Source organism: Salinimicrobium catena, assembly GCF_900102915.1.
Lineage (GTDB): Bacteria > Bacteroidota > Bacteroidia > Flavobacteriales > Flavobacteriaceae > Salinimicrobium > Salinimicrobium catena.
This window is the reverse complement of sequence record NZ_FNGG01000004.1, coordinates 126,359-146,868: the sequence shown is the minus strand read 5'-3', so window position 1 is coordinate 146,868 and position 20,510 is coordinate 126,359. Positions and strand designations below refer to the sequence as shown.

Sequence of the window (20,510 nt, the reverse complement as noted above, 5' to 3'; positions counted from 1 at the left end):
GCAAGATTTGTGCCAAAACAAAGGAGATGGCAAAGAACATAACAACGCGCAAAGAGGATTATTCCAAATGGTATAACGAACTGGTTGTCAAAGCAGGACTGGCTGAAAATTCTGCCGTACGCGGCTGTATGGTGATCAAGCCTTATGGCTATGCGATCTGGGAGAAAATGCAAGCTCAATTGGATAAGATGTTTAAGGAAACGGGGCATGAAAATGCATATTTTCCGTTGTTTGTTCCCAAAAGCCTTTTTGAAGCCGAAGAAAAGAATGCCGAAGGATTTGCCAAGGAATGCGCAGTAGTGACGCATTACAGGCTAAAGACCGATCCTGAGGATAAGAGCAAGCTCATCGTAGATCCGGATGCTAAACTAGAGGAAGAACTGGTGGTAAGACCAACTTCTGAAGCTATTATCTGGAACACCTATAAAGGCTGGATCCAGTCTTATCGCGACCTGCCTATTCTTGTAAACCAGTGGGCCAATGTAGTGCGCTGGGAGATGAGGACTCGCTTGTTCCTGCGTACTGCGGAATTTTTATGGCAGGAAGGTCATACTGCTCACGCTACAAGAGAGGAGGCCCTGGCAGAAACCGAGCAGATGAATAATATCTATGCTGAATTTGCCGAAAATTTTATGGCCATGCCGGTGGTTAAAGGTCGCAAAACCGAATCTGAACGTTTTGCAGGGGCCGAAGATACTTATTGTATTGAAGCGCTAATGCAAGATGGGAAAGCTCTCCAGGCGGGAACTTCCCATTTTCTTGGGCAGAACTTTGCCAAGGCTTTTGATGTGAAATTTGCTTCTAAAGATGGAGGATTGGAGCATGTTTGGGCTACATCATGGGGGGTTTCCACTCGACTTATGGGTGCCCTGATCATGACCCATAGTGATGATAACGGACTGGTGTTGCCTCCAAACCTCGCGCCAATACAGGTGGTGATCGTGCCTATATACAAAGGGGCAGAGCAGCTTGACCAGATCTCTGAAGTTGCGAATAAAATGGCTGCCGATCTCAGAGCGCAGGGAATTTCGGTTAAATATGATGACAGGGATACGCAGAAGCCCGGTTGGAAATTTGCCCAGTACGAGTTACAGGGAGTGCCGGTGAGGATCGCTATCGGTCCAAAAGATCTTGAGAAGGGAACGGTAGAGCTAGCCAGGAGAGATACCCTGAAAAAGGAATTTTTGCCGCAGGGAGAAGTAGTGGAGAAGGTGAAGGACTTAATGACCGAGATCCAGGAGAGCCTTTTTGAAAAAGCCAAGGACTTCCGCAAAGAACATACTACCCCGGTAGAGGATTTCGAGGAATTCAAAAAAGTCCTGAAAGAAAAAGGAGGCTTCATTTCTGCCCATTGGGATGGTACCGCAGAGACCGAAGAGAGGATCAAGGAGCTTACAAAAGCGACTATTAGATTGATTCCCTTTGATGTAGAAAAAGAGGAGGGAAAATGTGTACTTACGGGAAAACCATCTTCGCAGAGGGTACTGTTTGCAAAGGCTTATTAAAATTTTAAAAAAATTTGTTCAAGATTTGCGGCATTGAAAAATAGTTGTATTTTTGCATCCGCATTTAAGAAACAAATGGTCCGTTCGTCTAGGGGTTAGGACGCCAGGTTTTCATCCTGGTAACAGGGGTTCGATTCCCCTACGGACTACAAAAGGTTTGCAAGTCGTGTAAACCATCTTTGAAATAATAAAAATGGTCCGTTCGTCTAGGGGTTAGGACGCCAGGTTTTCATCCTGGTAACAGGGGTTCGATTCCCCTACGGACTACGAAAAAGAATTAATTTAATATTAGTGTAATGGCAAATCATAAGTCAGCGTTGAAGAGAATACGTAGCAATGAGACCAAGCGTCTTAGAAATCGCTACCAGCATAAAACTACAAGGAACGCGATCAAGAAGTTACGTGAGGCAGATAAGCAGGAGGCTGAGACTTTGTATCCTACAGTAGTTTCGATGATTGACAAACTAGCGAAACGCAACATTATTCATGATAACAAAGCCGCTAACCTTAAATCAAGTTTAGCAAAGCACGTAGCTGCGCTTTAATATAATAGTGTTCAATTTATACAAGAATGCCTTTCGTTCTGCGAAAGGCATTTTTTTATTTGATAATGTTTTTTAGTAGATATTATAATAGGTTGAAAACTAGTTATTTATTTTATTTTTCTTAAGTTTTTTGTAACTTCACTATACCTTCTGAAAAAGATCCTCTTTTTCAATCTTTTTACCCTACATTTTTTCCTCCCGCAGCTTGTCCCGAAGCAATTAGCTTTACCTGTTTGGTTATGGTGATTTTTAATAACCATAAACCTTTTAATTATGAGAACTTTTTTATCTAATTCGAATTTTAATTTTGTAGCTGCACTCTGCAGCTTATTTCTTCTAATTCTCTTTAGCTCTTGTGAGAAAGAAAGCCTTTCTGTACTGGAGGATAATATTCTTGATGCAAAAGCACAAAACAATGAGAAGGAGGGTAGTGATGATGATTTTCAATCTTTTCACCAAAGCTTCAATAACAATACAGATGCCTGGGCAGACCAGTATGTTGAGGGGGTGCTGGGATGGTGTGGAACTATTGAGCTTTGGACAAAGAAAACAGGTGAAGTGATGCCATCTAAGGGAAATGGCTATGCCACTGTGATGTGGGGTGAGTGTAATACCTTTTGGAGTGAGGAAGCTGATGAGGAAGGTCTTCCTACGTTCCAGTATGGAGCCCCTGCTACTCAGGACCCTGACTTGTGGAGTGCTACCTGGCCGTCAAGCGGATTTATTCAAAACCTCGATATTTATTTAGATCCGGCTATGTTTGATAATGGGGTTGCTTTCACTTATTCTAACTCCTTGAAATTGCAAGGAGAAATGGCTTTTATCTATTTTGCGTTTGATGTTGTAAAGGATGCGGGCTCGCTTTATATTAATGACTTTGAAGTTTCTGAAGCAGGTTGGTATACCTTTAGTTATGTCTATGGAGAGGATGAGGGTAAGCTTTTAATCGATTTTCAGCTTCTACAAAAAAATCAGTTGCTTTACTCTTTTCCTATAGAGAAGAGATTATATGCGCCGGAGGTATCTACTTCTGATCTTTGGGTGGATGATTATGGAAGTGGATATATTTGGTTTGTTTATCTTCAGGATGGTGTTGCGCTTCCAATTGATGAGCAAATGCTTCGTGCAGGAAAATGAAAAAAAAATCCGGTTTCAGGGAGGAAACCGGATTTTTATGTTTCTTAAATTCTTCTTATCCGTTCATGGAAAGTAAGAATTCTTCGTTATTTCTGGTTTGCTTGATGCGGTCGTTGATGAATTCCATGGCTTCTACAGGATTCATGTCTGCAAGATACTTGCGCATCACCCACATTCTTTGAAGTACGTTTTCTTCCAGTAGAATATCATCACGTCTTGTGCTGGAAGACGTAAGATCAATGGCAGGGAAGATGCGTCTGTTGGCGATCTTTCTATCCAGTTGAAGTTCCATGTTACCGGTACCCTTGAATTCCTCAAAGATCACTTCATCCATTTTTGAACCTGTTTCTGTAAGCGCGGTAGCGATGATAGAAAGAGAGCCTCCGTTCTCAATGTTCCTGGCTGCACCAAAGAATCTTTTTGGCTTGTGAAGGGCATTGGCATCAACACCACCACTCAGAACTTTTCCACTGGCAGGTTGTACGGTGTTGTATGCTCTCGCAAGACGGGTGATGGAATCCAGAAGGATCACCACATCGTGTCCGCATTCTACCATTCTCTTCGCTTTTTCCAGTACGATATTTGCAACTCTTACGTGTTCGTGAGCTTCTTTGTCAAAAGTAGAAGCTACCACTTCTCCTTTTACGTTACGCTGCATATCGGTAACCTCTTCAGGTCTCTCATCTATTAGGAGGATGATCTGGTATACTTCAGGATGGTTCGCGGCGATAGCATTGGCGATATCCTTAAGAAGCATGGTTTTACCGGTTTTAGGCTGGGCAACGATCATACCCCTCTGTCCTTTTCCTATAGGTGAGAAAAGGTCAATGATGCGGGTAGAAACCGTGCTCTGGCGCTCGGCTACATTGAATTTTTCCTGTGGGAAAAGAGGAGTAAGGTGTTCAAAAGAAACCCTGTCTCTTACCACCTGGGGATCCAGTCCGTTGATCTTGTTGATCTTGATAAGCGGGAAATATTTTTCACCTTCTTTGGGCGGGCGAACCTGCCCAAGAACAGTGTCCCCGGTCTTCAATCCGAATAATCTTATTTGAGATTGTGATACATAGATATCATCAGGAGATGACAAATACATGTAATCTGAAGATCTTAAAAAGCCATATCCATCCTGCATGATGTCAAGAACCCCTTCGCTTTCAATGATCGCGTCAAATTCGTAATCGGGTTCTTTATAACGGTTGCGGTTGTCACGGTTTCCGTTGTCGCGGTTGCCACTATCTCTGTTCCCGCTGTCTCTGTTTCCGCTGTCTTTTTGCTGACGCTGGTCTTTTTGACGGTTGTCTTTTCGAGTGTCCTTTTGCTGACCTCTGTTGTCTTTGGTTTGAGCCGGTTTTTTGGAATCCTCTCTTCTTGACTGGTCTTTTCCTTTTCCTGAAGTCTCTTTTTGTCTTGGAGAATGCTGTTTTCCCTGGTCTTTGGATGCTGACCTTTCTTTTTTATCAGATTTATCTGAAGTATCCTCTTTGGTTTCGGCTTCTGTATTTTTTTTGATACGCGGTTTGCGCTGTTTTTTGGCAGTGCTTTGTTCTTCCTGTGCCGGCTGAGATTGCTCATCATCGGTCAGGGCTTCCTGTACCTTTTTTGGGTTCGCAGCCTGATAATCAAGAATTTGATATACCAAATCCAGTTTCTTTTGAGTGCGGTATTTTGGTACGCGTAGGGTTTTGGCTATTTCCTGAAGTTCAGGCAACTTTTTAGCCTTTAATTCTGAAATTTCAAACATGAATGTTGTTGAATAAAATTTGTCTTTGGTTTAATTAACCTTCTCGAGGAAGAACCGAAAAAATTATTGGAGTCTAAGTAACCCTCGTTGAATTGGTTACGTAATGATACTGCAATTATACAATTTTATTTTAATATTTTAGATATGGTTTTCAAAAAGAATCTTTTATTTTTGTGCCTTCATTGACGAGATATGCTGCAAAGAATACAAACCATTTATCTTTTTCTGGCTGCCCTGGTAAGCGCAGGATTGATCTTTGTTTTTTCTCTTTGGGAAAACAGCGCAGGAGAAACCGTTTATGCTGAAGACCGTATTATGGTATTTTCCTTGTTCCTGGTTTCTGCATTGATCTCGTTCATTACTATATTTTTGTTCAAGAACAGGAAGCTGCAGTTCGTGCTGGGGCGACTTAATATTATATTAAACTTAATTTTACTAGGATTATTTGTCTATTGGTCCCTAAACATATCTGGAGAGAGTCAAATCTCAGAGAAAGGTATTGGGATGCTGATTCCTATCATTTCTATCGTTTTTTTAGTGCTGGCCAATAAGGCCATCAAAAAGGATGAGGATCTTGTAAAATCTGTGGACCGACTGCGATAAACCTTTCATCTTAGTAGTATTAGTGCGTAAAAACCCGGAGTGAAAGCTTCGGGTTTTTTTGGTTCAAGGTTCAAGGTTTTGGGTTTAGGTAGGGTATCGCATTAACGGGGCTGGTAAACGCTTTTTTCTAAAGGTAATTAAAAAAGCCATTTTTGAAAGCTCTTTTTGATCCCGTGTTCCTGAAGTGAATCGTCAAAGATTCTCACTTCTCACTTCTAAAATCTAATTTCTATTTCTTCCCCAGTTCAATAACCTCCAGGTCCTTGATCTCACTTCGGTCTATCTTGAACCGCAGCATGGTTCTTACCTGGTGAAAACCCTGTTTTCCTGCCGCACCCGGATTCATGTGCAGCAGGTTCAGCTTCTTGTCATGCATCACCTTCAGGATATGAGAGTGACCGGTGATGAACAGTTTGGGCGGGTCGGCTTTTATTTCCTCTTTTACGGCAGGGGAATATTTTCCAGGGTAACCTCCAATGTGCGTGATCCACACATCAATCCCTTCGCACATGAAGCGGTTATTTAGAGGAAATTCTTTTCTTATCTCGGCTCCATCTATATTCCCGAAAACGGCTTGCACCGGTCTTATTTTTTTCAGCTCGTCTGTTATTGTGGTAGTGCCTATATCTCCCGCATGCCAAATCTCATCGGCATCCTGGGCGTAGCTTTTTATGCGGTCGTCAAGGTGTCCATGGGTATCGCTTAAAAGAAGGATCTTTTTCATTGAAATTTTTTATAAAGAGATTAGAAATCTATCACAGCCGCGAGACGTGCAGTTGCTTATAATGGCTTATCTTTGTGTCTTTGAATGTAAAAGTAAAGATTTAGATTGAGATATTTTTTGGAGCTGGCATACTTCGGAAAAGCCTATCATGGGTGGCAAAGACAACCTGAGGCTTCAACTGTTCAGGAGGTGATCGAAAAAGCGCTTTCTACCCTGCTTCAGGAAAACATTGAAATTGTAGGTGCCGGAAGGACCGATGCCGGGGTACATGCTAAACAGCTTTTTGCTCATTTTGATGTCGAAATGGAAATGCCAGCTGAAATGGTTTTCCGGCTCAATTCCCTGCTTCCCAAAGATATCGCTATTCTCGATCTTTTCCCTGTAAAGCCTGAAGCTCATGCAAGATTTGATGCCGTGGCAAGAAGCTATGAGTATCACCTGGTGCAGAGAAAGGATGTTTTCACGACCGATATGGCTTACTGGGTCAAGAAGGAACTGGATGTAGAGAAAATGAACGAGGCGGCGAAGATCCTTCTGGAATATAGGAATTTTAAATGCTTTTCCAGGTCACGCACAGATGTGAGGACTTACAACTGTAACATTGAAACCGCTTACTGGGAGAAGCAGGATCACGGTCTGGTTTTTCATATTACCGCCGACAGGTTTTTGCGGAACATGGTAAGGGCCATAGTAGGCACCCTGCTGCAAGTAGGCCTCGGAAAAATAGAAGTGCAGGCAATGCACGAGATAATAAACAGTGAGAACAGGAGTGAAGCAGGCGCATCTGTGCCGGCTCATGGCTTGTTCTTGACAAAAGTTGAATACCCAAAAAGTATAAAAGGTTAATGGCTGCATCATCGGGAAACGCGTTTGATTTTAAATTGTTCAGGAGGCTTCTTGAATACACCCAGGTCTATAAATGGACCTTCTATTTTGTGGCGATCGCGGCTATTCTGCTGTCTTTTTTCGCAGTATTAAGGCCTTACCTTTTACAGGTGACCATAGATGAGTCAATCGTGCCGCAGGACAATGACCAGTTGTTGTTCTACATCTCGCTTATGGCAGGAGTGTTGTTCCTGGAAGTGATCTTTCAATTCTGCTTCATATACTTTGCCAACTGGTTGGGCCAGGAGGTGATAAGAGACCTTAGGGTTAACCTGTTTGAGCATATGCTGCAGTTTAAAATGAAATATTTTGACAACTCGGCTGTAGGGCGTTTGGTGACCCGGGCGGTGAGCGATATCGAAACCATCGCCAGTATCTTTAGCCAGGGCTTGTTCATGATCATAAGTGATCTCTTGAAAATGCTGGTGGTACTTGGTTTTATGGTTTATCAAAGCTGGAGGCTTACACTTCTGGTATTGCTGGTCCTGCCGTTCATTTTGTACGCTACCCGGGTTTTTCAGAAGAAAATGAAACTGGCTTTTGAAGAAGTACGTACTCAGGTGGCCAACCTTAACACCTTTGTGCAGGAACGTATCACGGGGATGAAGATCGTGCAGCTTTTCACCCGGGAAGAAAAGGAGTACGAGAAGTTCAAAGAGATCAATGACAAGCACAGAAAAGGCTGGATCAAAACCGTATGGTACAACTCCATTTTCTTTCCCATTGCCGAAATGTCCACTTCCATTACCATTGGTCTTATTGTTTGGTACGGCGGACTTCGTGTGATGGCCGGAAGTGAGGCGATCACTCTGGGGGTCATTGTCGCTTTTATCGAATTGAGCCAGATGTTGTTCAGGCCGTTAAGACAGATCGCCGATAAGTTCAATACCCTGCAAATGGGAATGGTGGCGGCAAATCGTGTTTTTGGCGTGCTCGACACCAAATCCTCCATTGCCGATGAAGGGACCCTGGAGATCGATCACCTTAAAGGTGATATCGCCTTTGAAAATATCCATTTTGGATATGTAGATAAAGAGGAGGTGCTGAAAGGGATCTCTTTTAAAGCCAATGCCGGGGAAACCGTAGCTATTGTGGGAGCGACAGGCGCCGGAAAATCTACTATTATTAACCTTTTGAACAGATCTTACGAGATCTGGGACGGGACGATCTATGTAGACGGTATAGATTCCCGCGATATCACGCTGAAGTCTTTGCGTTCGCAGATCGCAATTGTGCTGCAGGATGTTTTCCTTTTTGCCGATACCATTATGAACAACATTACCTTGAACCATCCCGAGATCACCCGCGAGTCGGTGATACAGGCGGCTAAGGATATTGGAGTGCACGAGTTCATTTCCAGCCTTCCGGGAGGGTACGATTATAACGTCAAGGAGCGCGGGGTCATGTTATCTTCAGGGCAACGCCAATTAATTGCATTTTTAAGAGCCTATGTAAGTGACCCGAGTATTCTGGTGCTTGACGAGGCTACTTCTTCCGTAGACTCCTATAGCGAACAATTGATACAGAAAGCGACCGACAAGATCACCCAGGGCCGTACCTCAATTGTTATCGCGCACCGCCTGGCCACTGTGAAAAAAGCGGATAAGATCCTTGTTATGGATGCCGGAAAGATAGTGGAAATGGGTAATCACCAGGAGCTGTTGCAGAAAGAGAACGGTTACTACAAGAAATTATACGAGGTGCAGTTCATGCAGGAAGAAGAGACCCTTTAATTACACCAGGTCTTCTTTTAACTTCTGAAGCAGGTCTTCCCGGTCTTCATACATCACAAATTCCCCGTCTTTTATATAAGAGGTCTGTCCTGTTTCCTCACTTACAACAAGGGCGATGGCATCGGTTTTTTCGGTGATGCCTACAGCCGCTCTGTGGCGAAGTCCGAATCTTAGCGGAATCGTCCTGTCGTTTGAAACCGGAAGTACCACCCGGGTAGCGGTAATGTAGTTATCCTCGATGATCATTGCCCCATCGTGCAAAATGCTGTTTTTATAGAAAATGGATTCGATAATGGGCTGGTTGACCAGGATCTTCATGCTGTCTCCTGAATTCTTCACGAAATCCAGGCTGGTGCTCCTTTGAATTACGATCAGGGCACCTGTATTTGTCCTCCCCATGTTCTCACAGGCCCGTACAATGGCTTCAATGTCATTCGGCGTTTCCAGGTCGTCTTTGATAAGTTTGAGGGTTTGGAGGAATCTTCTTCTTCGGGCAAAATTGGTGGAGCCTATCATGAGCAGGAATTTCCTTATTTCCTGCTGAAAGACCACGATCAACGCGAACATTCCCACGCCAATGAACTCTCCCAGCACGTTGCTCAGCATTTCCATTTGCAGCAACTGGGTAAGCTTCCACACAAAGTAAATGATCACTATCCCAATGAAGATGTTGACGGCCACCGTGCCTTTTACCAGCTTGTATAAATAATAGAGGAGGGCGGCGATAAGCACTATATCAACAACGTCCAGGATGCGCAGGTCTAAAAACTCCAAAGTAGATTTGCTTTTTGGTAAATGTAAAAAATATTAGGCTAGTTTCTCAGTCGTCCCACTAATTTCACGCATTCCATGGCTTCCTTGACGTCATGTACCCTAAGGATATTTGCGCCTTTTAAAAGGGAAATGGTGTTGAGAACTGTGGTGCCGTTAAGTGCTTCTTCGGGGGTGGTGTTGAAGGTCTTGTAGATAAGTGATTTTCGGGAAAGTGCTGAAAGTACCGGCAGTTCCAGGTTTTTCAGGAGTTCAAGCTGTGAAAGCAGTTCAAAATTTTGCGCAATGTTCTTCGAAAACCCGAAGCCGGGATCCACTATAAGATCGTTAATGCCCTGATCTCTGGCTTCAGCGATCTTTTTGGAAAAGTACTTCAGAAGATCCTCTGTAAGATCCTCGTATTCGTTGAGGTCTTTCATTGTTTGCGGAGTACCACGCATATGCATGATGATGTAAGGCACTTGTAAACGACCTATGGTCTCCATCATCTTTGAGTCCAGGTTGCCGGCAGAAATATCATTGACCATCGCGGCGCCCGCGGCTACACATTCTTCTGCCACTTTGCTTCGGAAGGTGTCGATGGATAAAAGGATATCCGGAAATTCTTCGAGCAGCGATTTCACTACCGGAAGGATCCTTTGAAGCTCCTCTCCTTCAGGAATATCTGTAGCGCCCGGCCGGCTGCTGTAGGCTCCCACGTCTATAAAAGTGGCTCCTTCTTTCAGCATTTTTTCGGCATGAAGAAGAAATTCCCTCTTGGTTTTCCGCTTTCCGCCGTCATAAAAAGAGTCGGGCGTGATGTTGAGAATGCCCATGACTTTTGGGGTGGAAAGATCGACCAGTTGGCCTTTACAGTTGATATACATTTTTGAGCGCTGTTTTCCTGATGAAAAAATTAACTTTGACAATTCGAAATAAATCAGCGAAATTTACGCAATTAACCCGTTTTTATGAAGGATACTTCAGCTCAATATGATGCGGTGGTAGAGGAGTGCCGCAGCTTGTTTATTAAAAAAATGAAAGATTACGGATGCGCCTGGCGCATCTTACGGCTTCCGTCCCTTACAGACCAGATCTTTATCAAGGCGCAGCGCATTCGCGGACTTCAGGAGAACGAGGTGAGAAAAGTAGACGAAGGGGAAGTGCCCGAATTCGTTGGGATCATCAATTACTCGGTCATGGCGCTTATTCAGCTTGAAAAAGGAGTGGCCGCCCAACCTGATCTTTCCACAGAAGAAGTTTCCGAATTGTATGACAAGGTCATCAAAAAGACCAAAAAATTAATGGAGGATAAAAATCACGATTACGGCGAGGCCTGGCGTGATATGAGGGTGAGCTCTCTTACCGATCTTATCCTTCAGAAGTTATTGCGCATCAAGCAAATAGAAGACAACCAGGGCAAAACCCTGGTAAGCGAGGGGATAAGCGCGAACTACGAAGACATGATCAATTATGCCGTTTTTGCCCTCATACATATTAATGAGACCGGTAAAGTGAGCTGAAAATAAAAGGAACAGTATGAGAATAGTAGTAAGTATTGCCCGATGGGTAGTAGGTTTATTGTTTATTTTTTCGGGGTTTGTAAAACTGAACGATCCCATAGGATTTTCCTTTAAACTGGAAGAATACTTTAGCCCTTCTGTTCTTGATCTTGAATTTTTGGCACCTTTTGCGCTGGTGATCGCCATCCTGCTGGTGGTTTTTGAACTGGTGCTAGGTATTATGCTCCTGATAGGTTATCTGCCAAAGTTCACCACCTGGGCCTTGCTGCTCATGATCATATTTTTCACCTTTTTGACCTTTTATTCGGCGTACTTTAATAAAGTAACCGATTGCGGATGTTTTGGGGATGCCATTCCATTAACACCCTGGGAGAGCTTCTATAAAGATGTGATCCTGTTCATTTTGATCCTGGTGCTGTTCTTTAACCGGAAATACCTCACCCCGTATCTCGCCCCGGCCTCTCACCGCTGGATCGTTTTCCTGGCGTTCATGTTATGCTTCACCTTTGCCTATTATGTGCTGATGCATTTGCCGCTGATAGACTTTAGGGCCTATAAGGAAGGCACCAACATTCAGCAGGGAATGAGCATTCCGGAAGGAGCGCCCGAGGCAATCTATGACTACCACTGGAAATTCATGGATAATGGCGAGGAAAAGATCGTGACCACTAAGGGGTCCTATCCACAGGTAAGCGGCGACTTCATTGAGGTGGAAACCGAACTGGTGCAGGAGGGTTATGTGCCGCCTATCCACGATTTCTCGATGGAAAAGAACGGAGAAGATTTTACCGCAGAATTCTTACAGGAAGATAAATTGCTCATGATCGTTGCCTATAGCCTTAGAAGAAGTGAGGCTGACGGTCTGAGAAAACTGAATGCCGTGATTGAGGAAGCCAAAAGCAAAGGCTACCGGGTGATTGGTCTGTCGGCTTCGGGCGAAGAGCTTAAATCGCAGGTAAGCGAAAAATACGATCTTGACCTGGAATGGTTCTTCAGTGATGAAACGGCCCTAAAGACCATCATCCGCAGTAATCCGGGGATCGTAAAGCTGAGTGAGGGCACCATTCTTCAGAAATTACACTGGAACGATTCAGAAAAGCTCGACCTCTAAAAAGCAGTTCCATTTCCTCTTTTTTCAACCTGGCATATTCTTAAAATGCTCAGGCATTGTCGTGGCATATAGGTATATTTGTACCGCTGGCGTTGTACCTGTACACCTACAGGCGCATACCGGCAGAATCTGATTCATTTTTTAGTAAAGTTTTAGCGTAAGCTTCAAAAAATGAATTTTATCTTATCAACCATAAATACTTGAAAATGAGAGAAAAAATAGTAGCCGGAAACTGGAAAATGAACAATGATCTTGCGCAGACTGAAGAGTTGTTGAAAGGGATCAAAAAACAATGGGAAAACAACCCGGGAGTTCGGGTGATAGTGGCCCCTGCCTTCACTAATCTTTATCATGCCTTTGATTCGCTAAGGGAAACAGAGGTAGAGGTGGCTGCGCAGAATATGAACGAGAATGAGAGCGGCGCCTACACCGGCGAAGTTTCGGCTGCCATGCTTACCAGCGTGGGAGTGAAAACTGTGATCCTGGGACATAGCGAGCGTAGGGCCATCTTTAAAGAAACCGATGAGGTACTTGCCAAAAAAGTAGATGCGGCACTAAAAAACGATATGGAAGTGATCTTTTGCTGCGGAGAGGAGTTGGAGGAAAGGAAGAACGGAAACCATTTTGATGTTGTAAAACAGCAACTGGAAAGAGGATTGTTTCATATTGCTCCTGAAGCCTGGAAGAGTGTGGTCATAGCCTATGAGCCTGTATGGGCAATAGGTACAGGGGAGACCGCTTCTCCAGAGCAGGCGCAGGAAATGCATTCATTCATAAGAAAAACCATTTCAGAAAAATTCGGAGAAGAGATCGCTAACGAAGTTTCTATCCTGTACGGCGGAAGCGTAAAGCCGGCCAATGCAGAGGAGATCTTCGCGAAAGAGGATGTGGATGGCGGACTTGTTGGTGGCGCCAGTTTGAAGGCCGAAGATTTCCTGGCCATTGTACGCGCGTTTTAAAAGGAACGAATGAATTATTTAGAGTTTAAATTTATTATTGATCCCCCGCAACCGGCCTCAGAGATCCTGATCGCCGAACTGGGCCTGGCAGGCTTTGAAAGTTTTGTGGAGAATGAAGACGGGATCACTGCGTATATACCCAAAGAGGAATTTGACGCGGAAGCAATGGCCGGGATCCATATTTTGCAATCGCCTGAATTTGATATCTCCTATACGCAAAAGGAGATAGAGCAGGTGAATTGGAACGAGGAATGGGAAAAGAACTTTCATCCCATAATGGTGAATGAGACCTGCAGTGTGCGTGCGCCTTTTCATCCTGAACCTGATGTGAGATACGATATTGTGATCGAGCCAAAGATGTCATTTGGAACGGGTCACCACGCCACTACTCACATGATGATACAGTTTTTACTGAAGCACGAACTTGAGGGAAGAAGGTCCTGGATATGGGCTGCGGCACCGGAGTTTTGGCTATAGTGGCCGAAAAAAGAGGAGCTAAGGAAATTGACGCGATTGATATTGATAATTGGTGTTATTTGAACACCATTGAGAATGTTGAACGCAACAACTGCAATAAAATTACAGCATTTGAAGGGGCCGCCGAGCTGCTGGAGGGTAGGAAATATAATAGCATCATTGCCAATATCAACAGGAACATTCTGCTGGAAGATCTGGCGACCTATGAAAAGTCACTGAACACTGGCGGAGAACTCTATTTGAGCGGTTTTTACGCCAATGATATTCCTGTGATTCAGGAGGAGTGTGAAAGGCTTGGAATGCAGTTTGATGAACAACTTGAGAGGGATGAATGGGTAGCGCTGAGGTTTCTGAAAAGCTAAACATTGCAGAGAATTTTTTAACTTTGAGTTCTAGAATTGCTGTGATTGAAAAAGAAGGATTATGAGTACGAAGGAGAAAGTTTTAGAGAAGAAGGAGGTTAAGACCAAGGAGTCAAAGTTACATGAGATCATTTTATACAACGATGATTACAATACTTTTGACCATGTGATCGAAACCCTTATAGTAGCATGTGATCATGTTCCCGAGCAGGCCGAGCAGTGCGCTTTGCTCGTTCACTACAAGGGTAAATGCTCTGTAAAGACAGGCACCTACAAAGACCTGGAGCCGCGCTGTGGCAAGCTTCTGGAAGAAGGATTGACAGCAGAGATCGTGTAGAAACAGAAAAAATAAAAAGTAGAAAGGAAAACCCGTAACGTTTGTTGCGGGTTTTTTAATTGGAATGGAGAATTTAATTTGATTAGCTTCGCATAACACTGGAGAGTCAGTTCTTGTTGGTGATTTTTCAGTGTTTTTACTCCGCATAGAAAAGTTACAATGAAGTTTAGCGCGTCTTTTTTCAGCCCCATTAGATGAAGTTTTCCCAAGTTGCGATAGTCATTCTTTTGCCTCTTATTTTGTTACAAAGTAGATTGGAAGCACAAGAGGTTTTACCTACTTATTCAGATTATTTAACAGATAACCTGTATTTACTTCACCCATCCATGGCTGGAGCCTCTAACCTTAATAAGCTCAGGTTAACTGCACGGCAGCAGTGGTTTGAGGTCAAGGATGCTCCTTCACTGCAGACCTTAAGTGTACACGGTAGGCTCAACCAAAAGGTCGGAGTGGGGGGAATAATCTTCAATGATCAAAATGGGAATTATGCCCGCAGGGGGATCTACGGCAGTTTTGCCTATCACCTCATGTTTTCCAGGAGTGAATTGGACCTTAATCAGCTTTCTTTTGGGGTTAGTGCTGGTTTGATCCAGCACATTCTGGATGAGCGTCGTTTTTTGGGTAATGATCCGCTCATAGGCAATGGGAATAACTCAGATATTTATACGAATATGGATGTGGGGGCGTCTTATTACTATTTTAATTTTTTCGCACACCTTACTGCTAAGAACCTACTCTCGATAAACAGAGAACTGTTTTTCTCTGAGGCTATTCCCAATAATCAGCGGAAATATCTTTTTTCAACCGGCTATGTTATCGAAACGCGTAGCCGTTATTGGAGTTATGAACCTTCTATCCTTTTTCAGCTGAAGGAAGCCACTTCAGAAAAAACGGTTGATCTGAATTTCAAGATCTACCGTGACCTGAGTTTAGGCTCCCTTTTTGGTGGCCTGTCTTACCGAAGGAGTTTTGACGCTTCGGAATATACTTCAAATGGCGAAAATCTAAAAAATGACCAACTTCAATACCTTACTCCCTTCGTTGGATTCGAGTACAAAAGATTCCTTTTTGCCTATACCTATAGTCAGCAGTTTAACTCACATGTCATAAGCAATAGTGGGTTTCATCAGCTTACCCTTGGCTATAACTTTGGAAAGAACCGTGCTCGGTACGATTGTTATTGTCCCGGTGTTAACCAGCGGAAGAGTTTCTGACCTTGAACCAGATAGAAAAGTCATTTTGCTGAGCTTCATCAGTTTTTGACCAGTTTGGAGCTGAAGCAGCTTGAGAAATTAAATTTTTGAATTCGTAATGGCTACATTTGCCAAATGCGCCCCCTGCTAGTTTTGTTTGTAATCTTTGTTACCAGCCCTTTATTAGGACAGTATGAATTTTGTGCCGGAAGTAAGGGAGATCCTATCTATCATCAAGATTTTGAGGGTGGGAATACGGCTTTGCCTTCAGGTTTCACTACATATGACTATGTTACGGGAGACCCCAATGATGGTCAATTTACCGTTTCAGACCAGTTAGGGCAGAATAATGGAACTTGGCACCCTTACTTCCCGGAAACTGCAATTTCTGGAGGTAAAGCTCTAATCGTAAATGCCTCATATGACTCGGGTCAATTTTTTCAAACCTCAATATCAGGACTGTGCCAGAATACCACCTATGAGTTCTCGGCTTTTCTTATGAATGTATACGATCGCAGCAGTGAGGCTTGTGAAGAAGGAGGGATACCCGTAAATGTACGTTTCGAGATCTGGGACATTACCGAAACTATTCTGTTGAAAACGATGAGTACCGGTAATGTCATTTCAACCACTGCCCCGGAGTGGGAAAATTTCGGTCTTACTTTTCACTCTCAGGCGGGCCAGGATGCCATTATTCTTAAAATGTATAATAACGGTGAAGGGGGCTGCGGAAATGATCTTGCTATTGATGATATCATTTTCAGGTCTTGTGGTGATCTCACTACCATTTCTTCTACAGAAGGTTCTTCAGAAAAATTAGATATATGTGAAGAAGATCTGCCAGGAACAATAGAGCTAAATGCCAATCCGGACCTTTCGGTATATTCCAGCCATTTTTATCAGTGGCAAAGCAGTAGTGACCTGAAAACATGGATCGACATCCCTGGAGAAAATTCTGAAACATTGATCACGGATGGAATTATGACCAATACCTACTTTAGAGTAAAAGTAGCAGAGGATCCAAATAACTTATCAGGGAATTATTGCAGTTCTGCCTCGTCTCCGTTCAATGTGAATATAGTGGAGACACCACAAGCGCCAATAAATAACGGGGATAAGATAATTTGTGGCAATGAACCATATCCGCCATTAGTGGTCACTCCCGAACCCGGGGAGTGGATTAATTGGTATGACCAACCTTTCGGCGGGCAGCTATTAGCAGAGAAAAGTTCTTCTTTTTATCCTGAAAAGGAAGGCACTTTTTATGCTGAAGCTGTTAAGGAAGGGTTTTTATGCCAACCGGGACAGCGTACCGCGGTTATTTTTAAGGTATTGCCTGCTCCGGAAATTTCGCCTGATGAAAACAGGTTTTTATGTGAAGGTTCTACTATTTCTCTTAAGGCAGGACCTGCAGGAATGACTTACCTATGGTCAACAGGTCAAACTACCCGCAGTATAGAAGTGTCCAGTGCCGGCGATTTTTCCGTAGAAATATATAATTCTTACGGCTGCAAAGTAGTCCAGAAATTTAAGGTTGATGAGGTGGACCTCCCAAAAATAAAAGGGATTACCTCCAGGGAGAGAACGGTTACCGTTGAAGTGGAACAGGAAGGAGAATTTGAGTTTTCACTGAATGGTCGAACCTTTCAAAGATCCAATGTTTTTGATTCGGTCAATGGGGGAATTTATATTGCTTATATGAGAGATGTTTTTGGATGTGCAACAGTTTCCCAAAAGTTTGCACATCTGGTCATACCTGAATTCATAACACCCAATAATGATGGATTTAATGATTATTTTGAATTAAATGGGGTTTCGTTTTTTGGTGCTTCCGAAATTAAAATTTTTGACAGGTATGGTAAATTGCTAAAAGTCGGCAACGGGGATACTTTTAGATGGGATGGCACATCGGCTGGTAAGGAGCTTCCGGCAGATGATTACTGGTATCAAATCAAAATAGAGGGATTTGATGTTAAAAAAGGCAGTTTTAGTTTGATTAGATAAGATTAATTACCCAAACATTCGTAAGCTATAAATGAGAAGGGGTTCAGTTCAAAACTTCCCGCCTCCTGACCTGAGTCATAAATTTTTCCTACAAAACACCTGAATTTTGTGCCTTGAAAACAAATTCGTGCTGTAAACCTATGGAAAAACAAAAAATAGTGATAGTAGGTGGGGTTGCCGGCGGGGCAACAGCTGCCGCCAGGTTAAGACGTAGAAATGAAAATTCCCATATCGTCCTTTTAGAGAGGGGCGAGCATATTTCTTTCGCTAACTGCGGCCTGCCTTACTATATTGGTGGTTCCATAGAAAAGAGGGAGAAGCTGCTGGTTCAAACAGTAGAAGGTATGTCCAGGAGGTTCAAATTGGATATCCGAAACTTGAGCGAGGTACTTTCCATTGATCGGGCCAAAAAAGCGGTCAGGATCATGGATCTTAGAACCGGAAAAGAATATGAAGAATCTTACAACGTGCTGCTGCTTTCTCCCGGGGCAAAACCGTTTTTGCCTTCCGTGGAAGGAATAGCAGAGGCCCAAAACCTTTTCAGCCTACGCAATATTCCCGATACCGACAGGATCAAATCTTACGTGGAGAAATACCAGCCAAAAACCGCGGTGATAGTGGGTGGCGGATTCATTGGCCTGGAAATGGCCGAAAACCTTAATGATTTGGGTATAAACGTGAGCCTGGTACAACGGTCTGAACAGGTGATGCCGGTCCTGGATTTTGAAATGGCTGCGATTGTGCAGCAGCATTTGCGCGCTAAAGGAGTACAGCTTTTTCTGAATAATGGAATGGAGCGCATTGAAGCTGAAGGGAAAAAAGTGATCCTGAAGAACGGTAAAGAACTGTATGCCGATATGATCATCATGGCAGCAGGAGTACAGCCGGAGAGCAAGCTGGCAGAAGAGGCCGGCCTGGAACTGGGAAGCCGAAAGAGCATCAAGGTGAATGAATACCTGCAGACTTCAGATCCTTCAATTTACGCGGTTGGGGATGCGATCGAGGTGAAAGATTACATAAGCGGGGAAAGCAGTTTTGTGCCCCTGGCGTGGCCTGCGAACCGGCAGGGGCGCATTGTGGCAGATACTATTTCCGGGAAACCCACTGCATACAAAGGAACTCTGGGAACCTCAATTGCCAAGGTTTTTGATCTTACTGCGGCTACCACGGGCAATAACGAAAAGATGCTGCAAAGAATGGGGGTAGCTTACAGGATTGTGCACATACACCCCAGTTCCCACGCCGGGTATTATCCCGGAGCGGCGCCACTAGCCTTAAAAATGCTTTTTTCACCTGAAGATGGAACTATTCTTGGCGCACAGGCGGTGGGAGCCAAAGGGGCAGACAAACGCATTGATGTGCTGGCAACAGCCATAAGGGGAGGCCTCACCATTTATGATCTTCCTGAGCTGGAACTGGCTTATGCGCCGCCATTCTCATCGGCCAAAGATCCGGTGAACATGTTGGGTTATGTCGCCCAGAACATGCTGGACGGTAGGCTTGAAACTTTTCAATGGTATGACGTGGCAGAACTACAGGAATCCGGAGCTTTTATTCTGGATGTCAGAGAAGAAAAGGAGTGGGAGGCCGGTCACATAGAAGGTGCCGTGCACTTCCCACTGGATACTTTACGAGACCGCATCAGCGAACTTCCTGCTTCTGAAACCATTTACTTATACTGTCACGCCGGTCTTAGAGGCTACCTGGCTACGCGTATCCTCGAGGAGAATGGTCTAAAAGTAAAAAACCTTGACGGAGGAAATAAGACTTACCAGGTTGCTATGAAGGAGAGGAGGTTAGCCGAAAGAGCAATTATAACAGAACCAATTTTGGATTAGTTGGACAAACATGTTTCTCAAAAGTTCTTTTTAATGTTTTCCTATGAGTAGGAAAATGTTGAACAGCTTTTGACCTCGAATAAATATCCTTTTTTGGTGTCTGTGAGAAATAGAGGGTTTTGGAAAAAAAGGATATTTTTTTCTCGAATTTTCTTTTCGTTTATTGAAAAGAAAATCTATATTTGCACCCGCAAAAAGGCCTCGTGGCGCAACTGAATAGCGCATCTGATTACGGCTCAGAAGGTTCCAGGTTTGAATCCTGGCGAGGTCACTAAAAATGAAAGGTCTGCATGAAAGTGCAGACCTTTTTTTATTCCTGAAATTCGAACTTCGAAGGGGCTGTGGGATTTAGTTTTTAAGCATCGGCTTCAATACCTCCCATACATTTTCGGCCACGATCTGGTGACCTTCTTCTGTGGGATGGATGCCGTCAGCCTGGTTTAGCTCCGGATTCCCGGCCACGTCTTCGAGCAAGAAGGGAATGAGTTCCACATTGTTCTTCTTAGCAAGTTCAGGAAAGATCTTTCTGAATTCCGCTGTGTACTCAGGCCCCATGTTAGGAGGGATCTGCATCCCGGCGAGGATGATTCGGGTATCTGGATTTTTCTTCCTTACAATTTTGATGATCTCCTGCAGGTTCTTTCGGGTCTCTCGGGGCGGGATACCACGAAGGCCGTCATTGGCCCCAAGTTCCAGCACAAAAATATCCACCTCCTGGTTCAGGACCCAGTCTATCCGGTTCTTGCCGCTTGCGGTGGTCTCCCCGCTAAGCCCGGCATTGATGACATTATAATTTAACCCCAGCGAATCAAGCTTCTCCTGGATCACGGCTGGAAAAGCTTCATTGGGGTCAAGGCCCATTCCTGCAGTAAGGCTGTCTCCGAAGAATAGGATGTTCTTTGCGGTTTTTTTCTCTTCCCTGGTTTCCTTTTCTTCGGCCGGTTTTTCCTGTTCCTGCTTTTGCTCTCCGCAGGATAGGAAAAGGGTCATAATGATCAACAGCAGTTTTGGGTTTAAGTTTCTCATGGGTGAAAGCTTCTTTTTCAAAATCAAATCCTTATTTTTCTTGTTCTAATATAGGCA

18 protein-coding genes, 3 tRNA genes and 1 pseudogene are annotated in these 20,510 nt (G+C 43.8%); 17 read left to right on the top strand and 5 right to left on the bottom strand.

What is annotated here, in order from left to right; genetic code table 11:
• Positions 1-26: 26 nt before the first annotated feature.
• The 5 genes from proS (at position 27) to BLS64_RS10125 (ending at position 3,187) form a co-directional block, all read left to right on the top strand.
• Positions 27-1,505 (top strand): proline--tRNA ligase, encoded by a 1,479-nt coding sequence (gene proS / locus BLS64_RS10145; RefSeq protein ID WP_093113422.1) that lies wholly within the window; start codon positions 27-29, stop codon positions 1,503-1,505.
• 77 nt (positions 1,506-1,582) lie between these two features.
• Positions 1,583-1,654 (top strand) — tRNA-Glu (locus BLS64_RS10140).
• A gap of 46 nt (positions 1,655-1,700) precedes the next feature.
• A tRNA-Glu gene (locus BLS64_RS10135) sits at positions 1,701-1,772 on the top strand.
• A gap of 29 nt (positions 1,773-1,801) precedes the next feature.
• Positions 1,802-2,050 carry a 30S ribosomal protein S20 gene (rpsT, locus tag BLS64_RS10130; RefSeq protein ID WP_093113421.1) on the top strand — a complete coding sequence of 83 codons (249 nt, stop codon included), beginning with the start codon at positions 1,802-1,804 and terminating at the stop codon, positions 2,048-2,050.
• Between the two features lie 273 nt (positions 2,051-2,323).
• A complete protein-coding gene (locus tag BLS64_RS10125; protein WP_093113420.1) occupies positions 2,324-3,187 on the top strand; it encodes a hypothetical protein in 864 nt (287 codons plus the stop codon).
• 55 nt (positions 3,188-3,242) lie between these two features.
• On the opposite strand, the gene rho is transcribed toward BLS64_RS10125, so the two are convergent.
• The gene (rho, locus tag BLS64_RS10120) at positions 3,243-4,928 is read right to left on the bottom strand and encodes a transcription termination factor Rho (RefSeq protein ID WP_093113419.1); all 1,686 of its coding nucleotides are present in this window, start codon (positions 4,926-4,928) and stop codon (positions 3,243-3,245) included.
• A 192-nt stretch (positions 4,929-5,120) separates the two neighbouring features.
• Here rho and BLS64_RS10115 point away from each other — a divergent pair, with 192 nt between their 5' ends.
• Complete coding sequence (locus BLS64_RS10115; RefSeq protein ID WP_093113418.1) at positions 5,121-5,531, top strand: DUF4293 domain-containing protein; 411 nt, start codon at positions 5,121-5,123, stop codon at positions 5,529-5,531.
• Between the two features lie 229 nt (positions 5,532-5,760).
• Here BLS64_RS10115 and BLS64_RS10110 read toward each other — a convergent pair whose 3' ends face one another.
• Positions 5,761-6,255, bottom strand: coding sequence for a metallophosphoesterase family protein (locus BLS64_RS10110; RefSeq protein ID WP_093113417.1), 495 nt, complete (start codon positions 6,253-6,255; stop codon positions 5,761-5,763).
• A 105-nt stretch (positions 6,256-6,360) separates the two neighbouring features.
• Between BLS64_RS10110 and truA the strand changes: the two genes are divergently transcribed.
• Positions 6,361-7,101 carry a tRNA pseudouridine(38-40) synthase TruA gene (gene truA, locus BLS64_RS10105; protein ID WP_093113416.1) on the top strand — a complete coding sequence of 247 codons (741 nt, stop codon included), beginning with the start codon at positions 6,361-6,363 and terminating at the stop codon, positions 7,099-7,101.
• A complete protein-coding gene (locus BLS64_RS10100; RefSeq protein ID WP_093113415.1) occupies positions 7,101-8,873 on the top strand; it encodes an ABC transporter ATP-binding protein in 1,773 nt (590 codons plus the stop codon). The genes truA and BLS64_RS10100 overlap by 1 nt, the downstream gene beginning before the upstream one ends.
• On the opposite strand, the gene BLS64_RS10095 is transcribed toward BLS64_RS10100, so the two are convergent.
• Entirely contained in the window at positions 8,874-9,647 is a 774-nt protein-coding gene (locus BLS64_RS10095) for a diadenylate cyclase (RefSeq protein WP_093113414.1), read from the bottom strand. It abuts the gene before it with no gap.
• A gap of 38 nt (positions 9,648-9,685) precedes the next feature.
• On the bottom strand, positions 9,686-10,510 hold the full coding sequence (gene folP / locus BLS64_RS10090) for a dihydropteroate synthase (protein WP_093113413.1): 825 nt from the start codon (positions 10,508-10,510) through the stop codon (positions 9,686-9,688).
• A gap of 84 nt (positions 10,511-10,594) precedes the next feature.
• Here folP and BLS64_RS10085 point away from each other — a divergent pair, with 84 nt between their 5' ends.
• The 9 genes and pseudogenes from BLS64_RS10085 to BLS64_RS10045 all read left to right on the top strand — a co-directional run bounded on the left by BLS64_RS10085 (position 10,595) and on the right by BLS64_RS10045 (position 19,698).
• Positions 10,595-11,146 (top strand): DUF1599 domain-containing protein, encoded by a 552-nt coding sequence (locus tag BLS64_RS10085; RefSeq protein ID WP_093113412.1) that lies wholly within the window; start codon positions 10,595-10,597, stop codon positions 11,144-11,146.
• Positions 11,147-11,162: 16 nt separating this feature from the next.
• Entirely contained in the window at positions 11,163-12,257 is a 1,095-nt protein-coding gene (locus BLS64_RS10080) for a BT_3928 family protein (protein WP_093113411.1), read from the top strand.
• 206 nt (positions 12,258-12,463) lie between these two features.
• Complete coding sequence (gene tpiA / locus BLS64_RS10075) at positions 12,464-13,216, top strand: triose-phosphate isomerase (RefSeq protein ID WP_093113410.1); 753 nt, start codon at positions 12,464-12,466, stop codon at positions 13,214-13,216.
• Between the two features lie 9 nt (positions 13,217-13,225).
• A pseudogene (gene prmA / locus BLS64_RS10070) lies at positions 13,226-14,055 on the top strand (50S ribosomal protein L11 methyltransferase).
• 61 nt (positions 14,056-14,116) lie between these two features.
• The gene (locus BLS64_RS10065; protein ID WP_093113409.1) at positions 14,117-14,392 is read left to right on the top strand and encodes an ATP-dependent Clp protease adaptor ClpS; all 276 of its coding nucleotides are present in this window, start codon (positions 14,117-14,119) and stop codon (positions 14,390-14,392) included.
• 194 nt (positions 14,393-14,586) lie between these two features.
• Positions 14,587-15,606: a PorP/SprF family type IX secretion system membrane protein gene (locus tag BLS64_RS10060; RefSeq protein ID WP_093113408.1), complete on the top strand. Its 1,020-nt coding sequence runs from the start codon at positions 14,587-14,589 to the stop codon at positions 15,604-15,606.
• A 114-nt stretch (positions 15,607-15,720) separates the two neighbouring features.
• On the top strand, positions 15,721-17,589 hold the full coding sequence (locus tag BLS64_RS10055) for a T9SS type B sorting domain-containing protein (protein WP_093113407.1): 1,869 nt from the start codon (positions 15,721-15,723) through the stop codon (positions 17,587-17,589).
• 140 nt (positions 17,590-17,729) lie between these two features.
• Positions 17,730-19,427: a CoA-disulfide reductase gene (locus tag BLS64_RS10050; protein WP_093113406.1), complete on the top strand. Its 1,698-nt coding sequence runs from the start codon at positions 17,730-17,732 to the stop codon at positions 19,425-19,427.
• A gap of 197 nt (positions 19,428-19,624) precedes the next feature.
• Positions 19,625-19,698: transfer RNA gene (locus BLS64_RS10045), tRNA-Arg, on the top strand.
• Between the two features lie 77 nt (positions 19,699-19,775).
• Here BLS64_RS10045 and BLS64_RS10040 read toward each other — a convergent pair.
• Positions 19,776-20,453 (bottom strand): arylesterase, encoded by a 678-nt coding sequence (locus BLS64_RS10040; protein WP_093113405.1) that lies wholly within the window; start codon positions 20,451-20,453, stop codon positions 19,776-19,778.
• Positions 20,454-20,510: the final 57 nt, after the last annotated feature.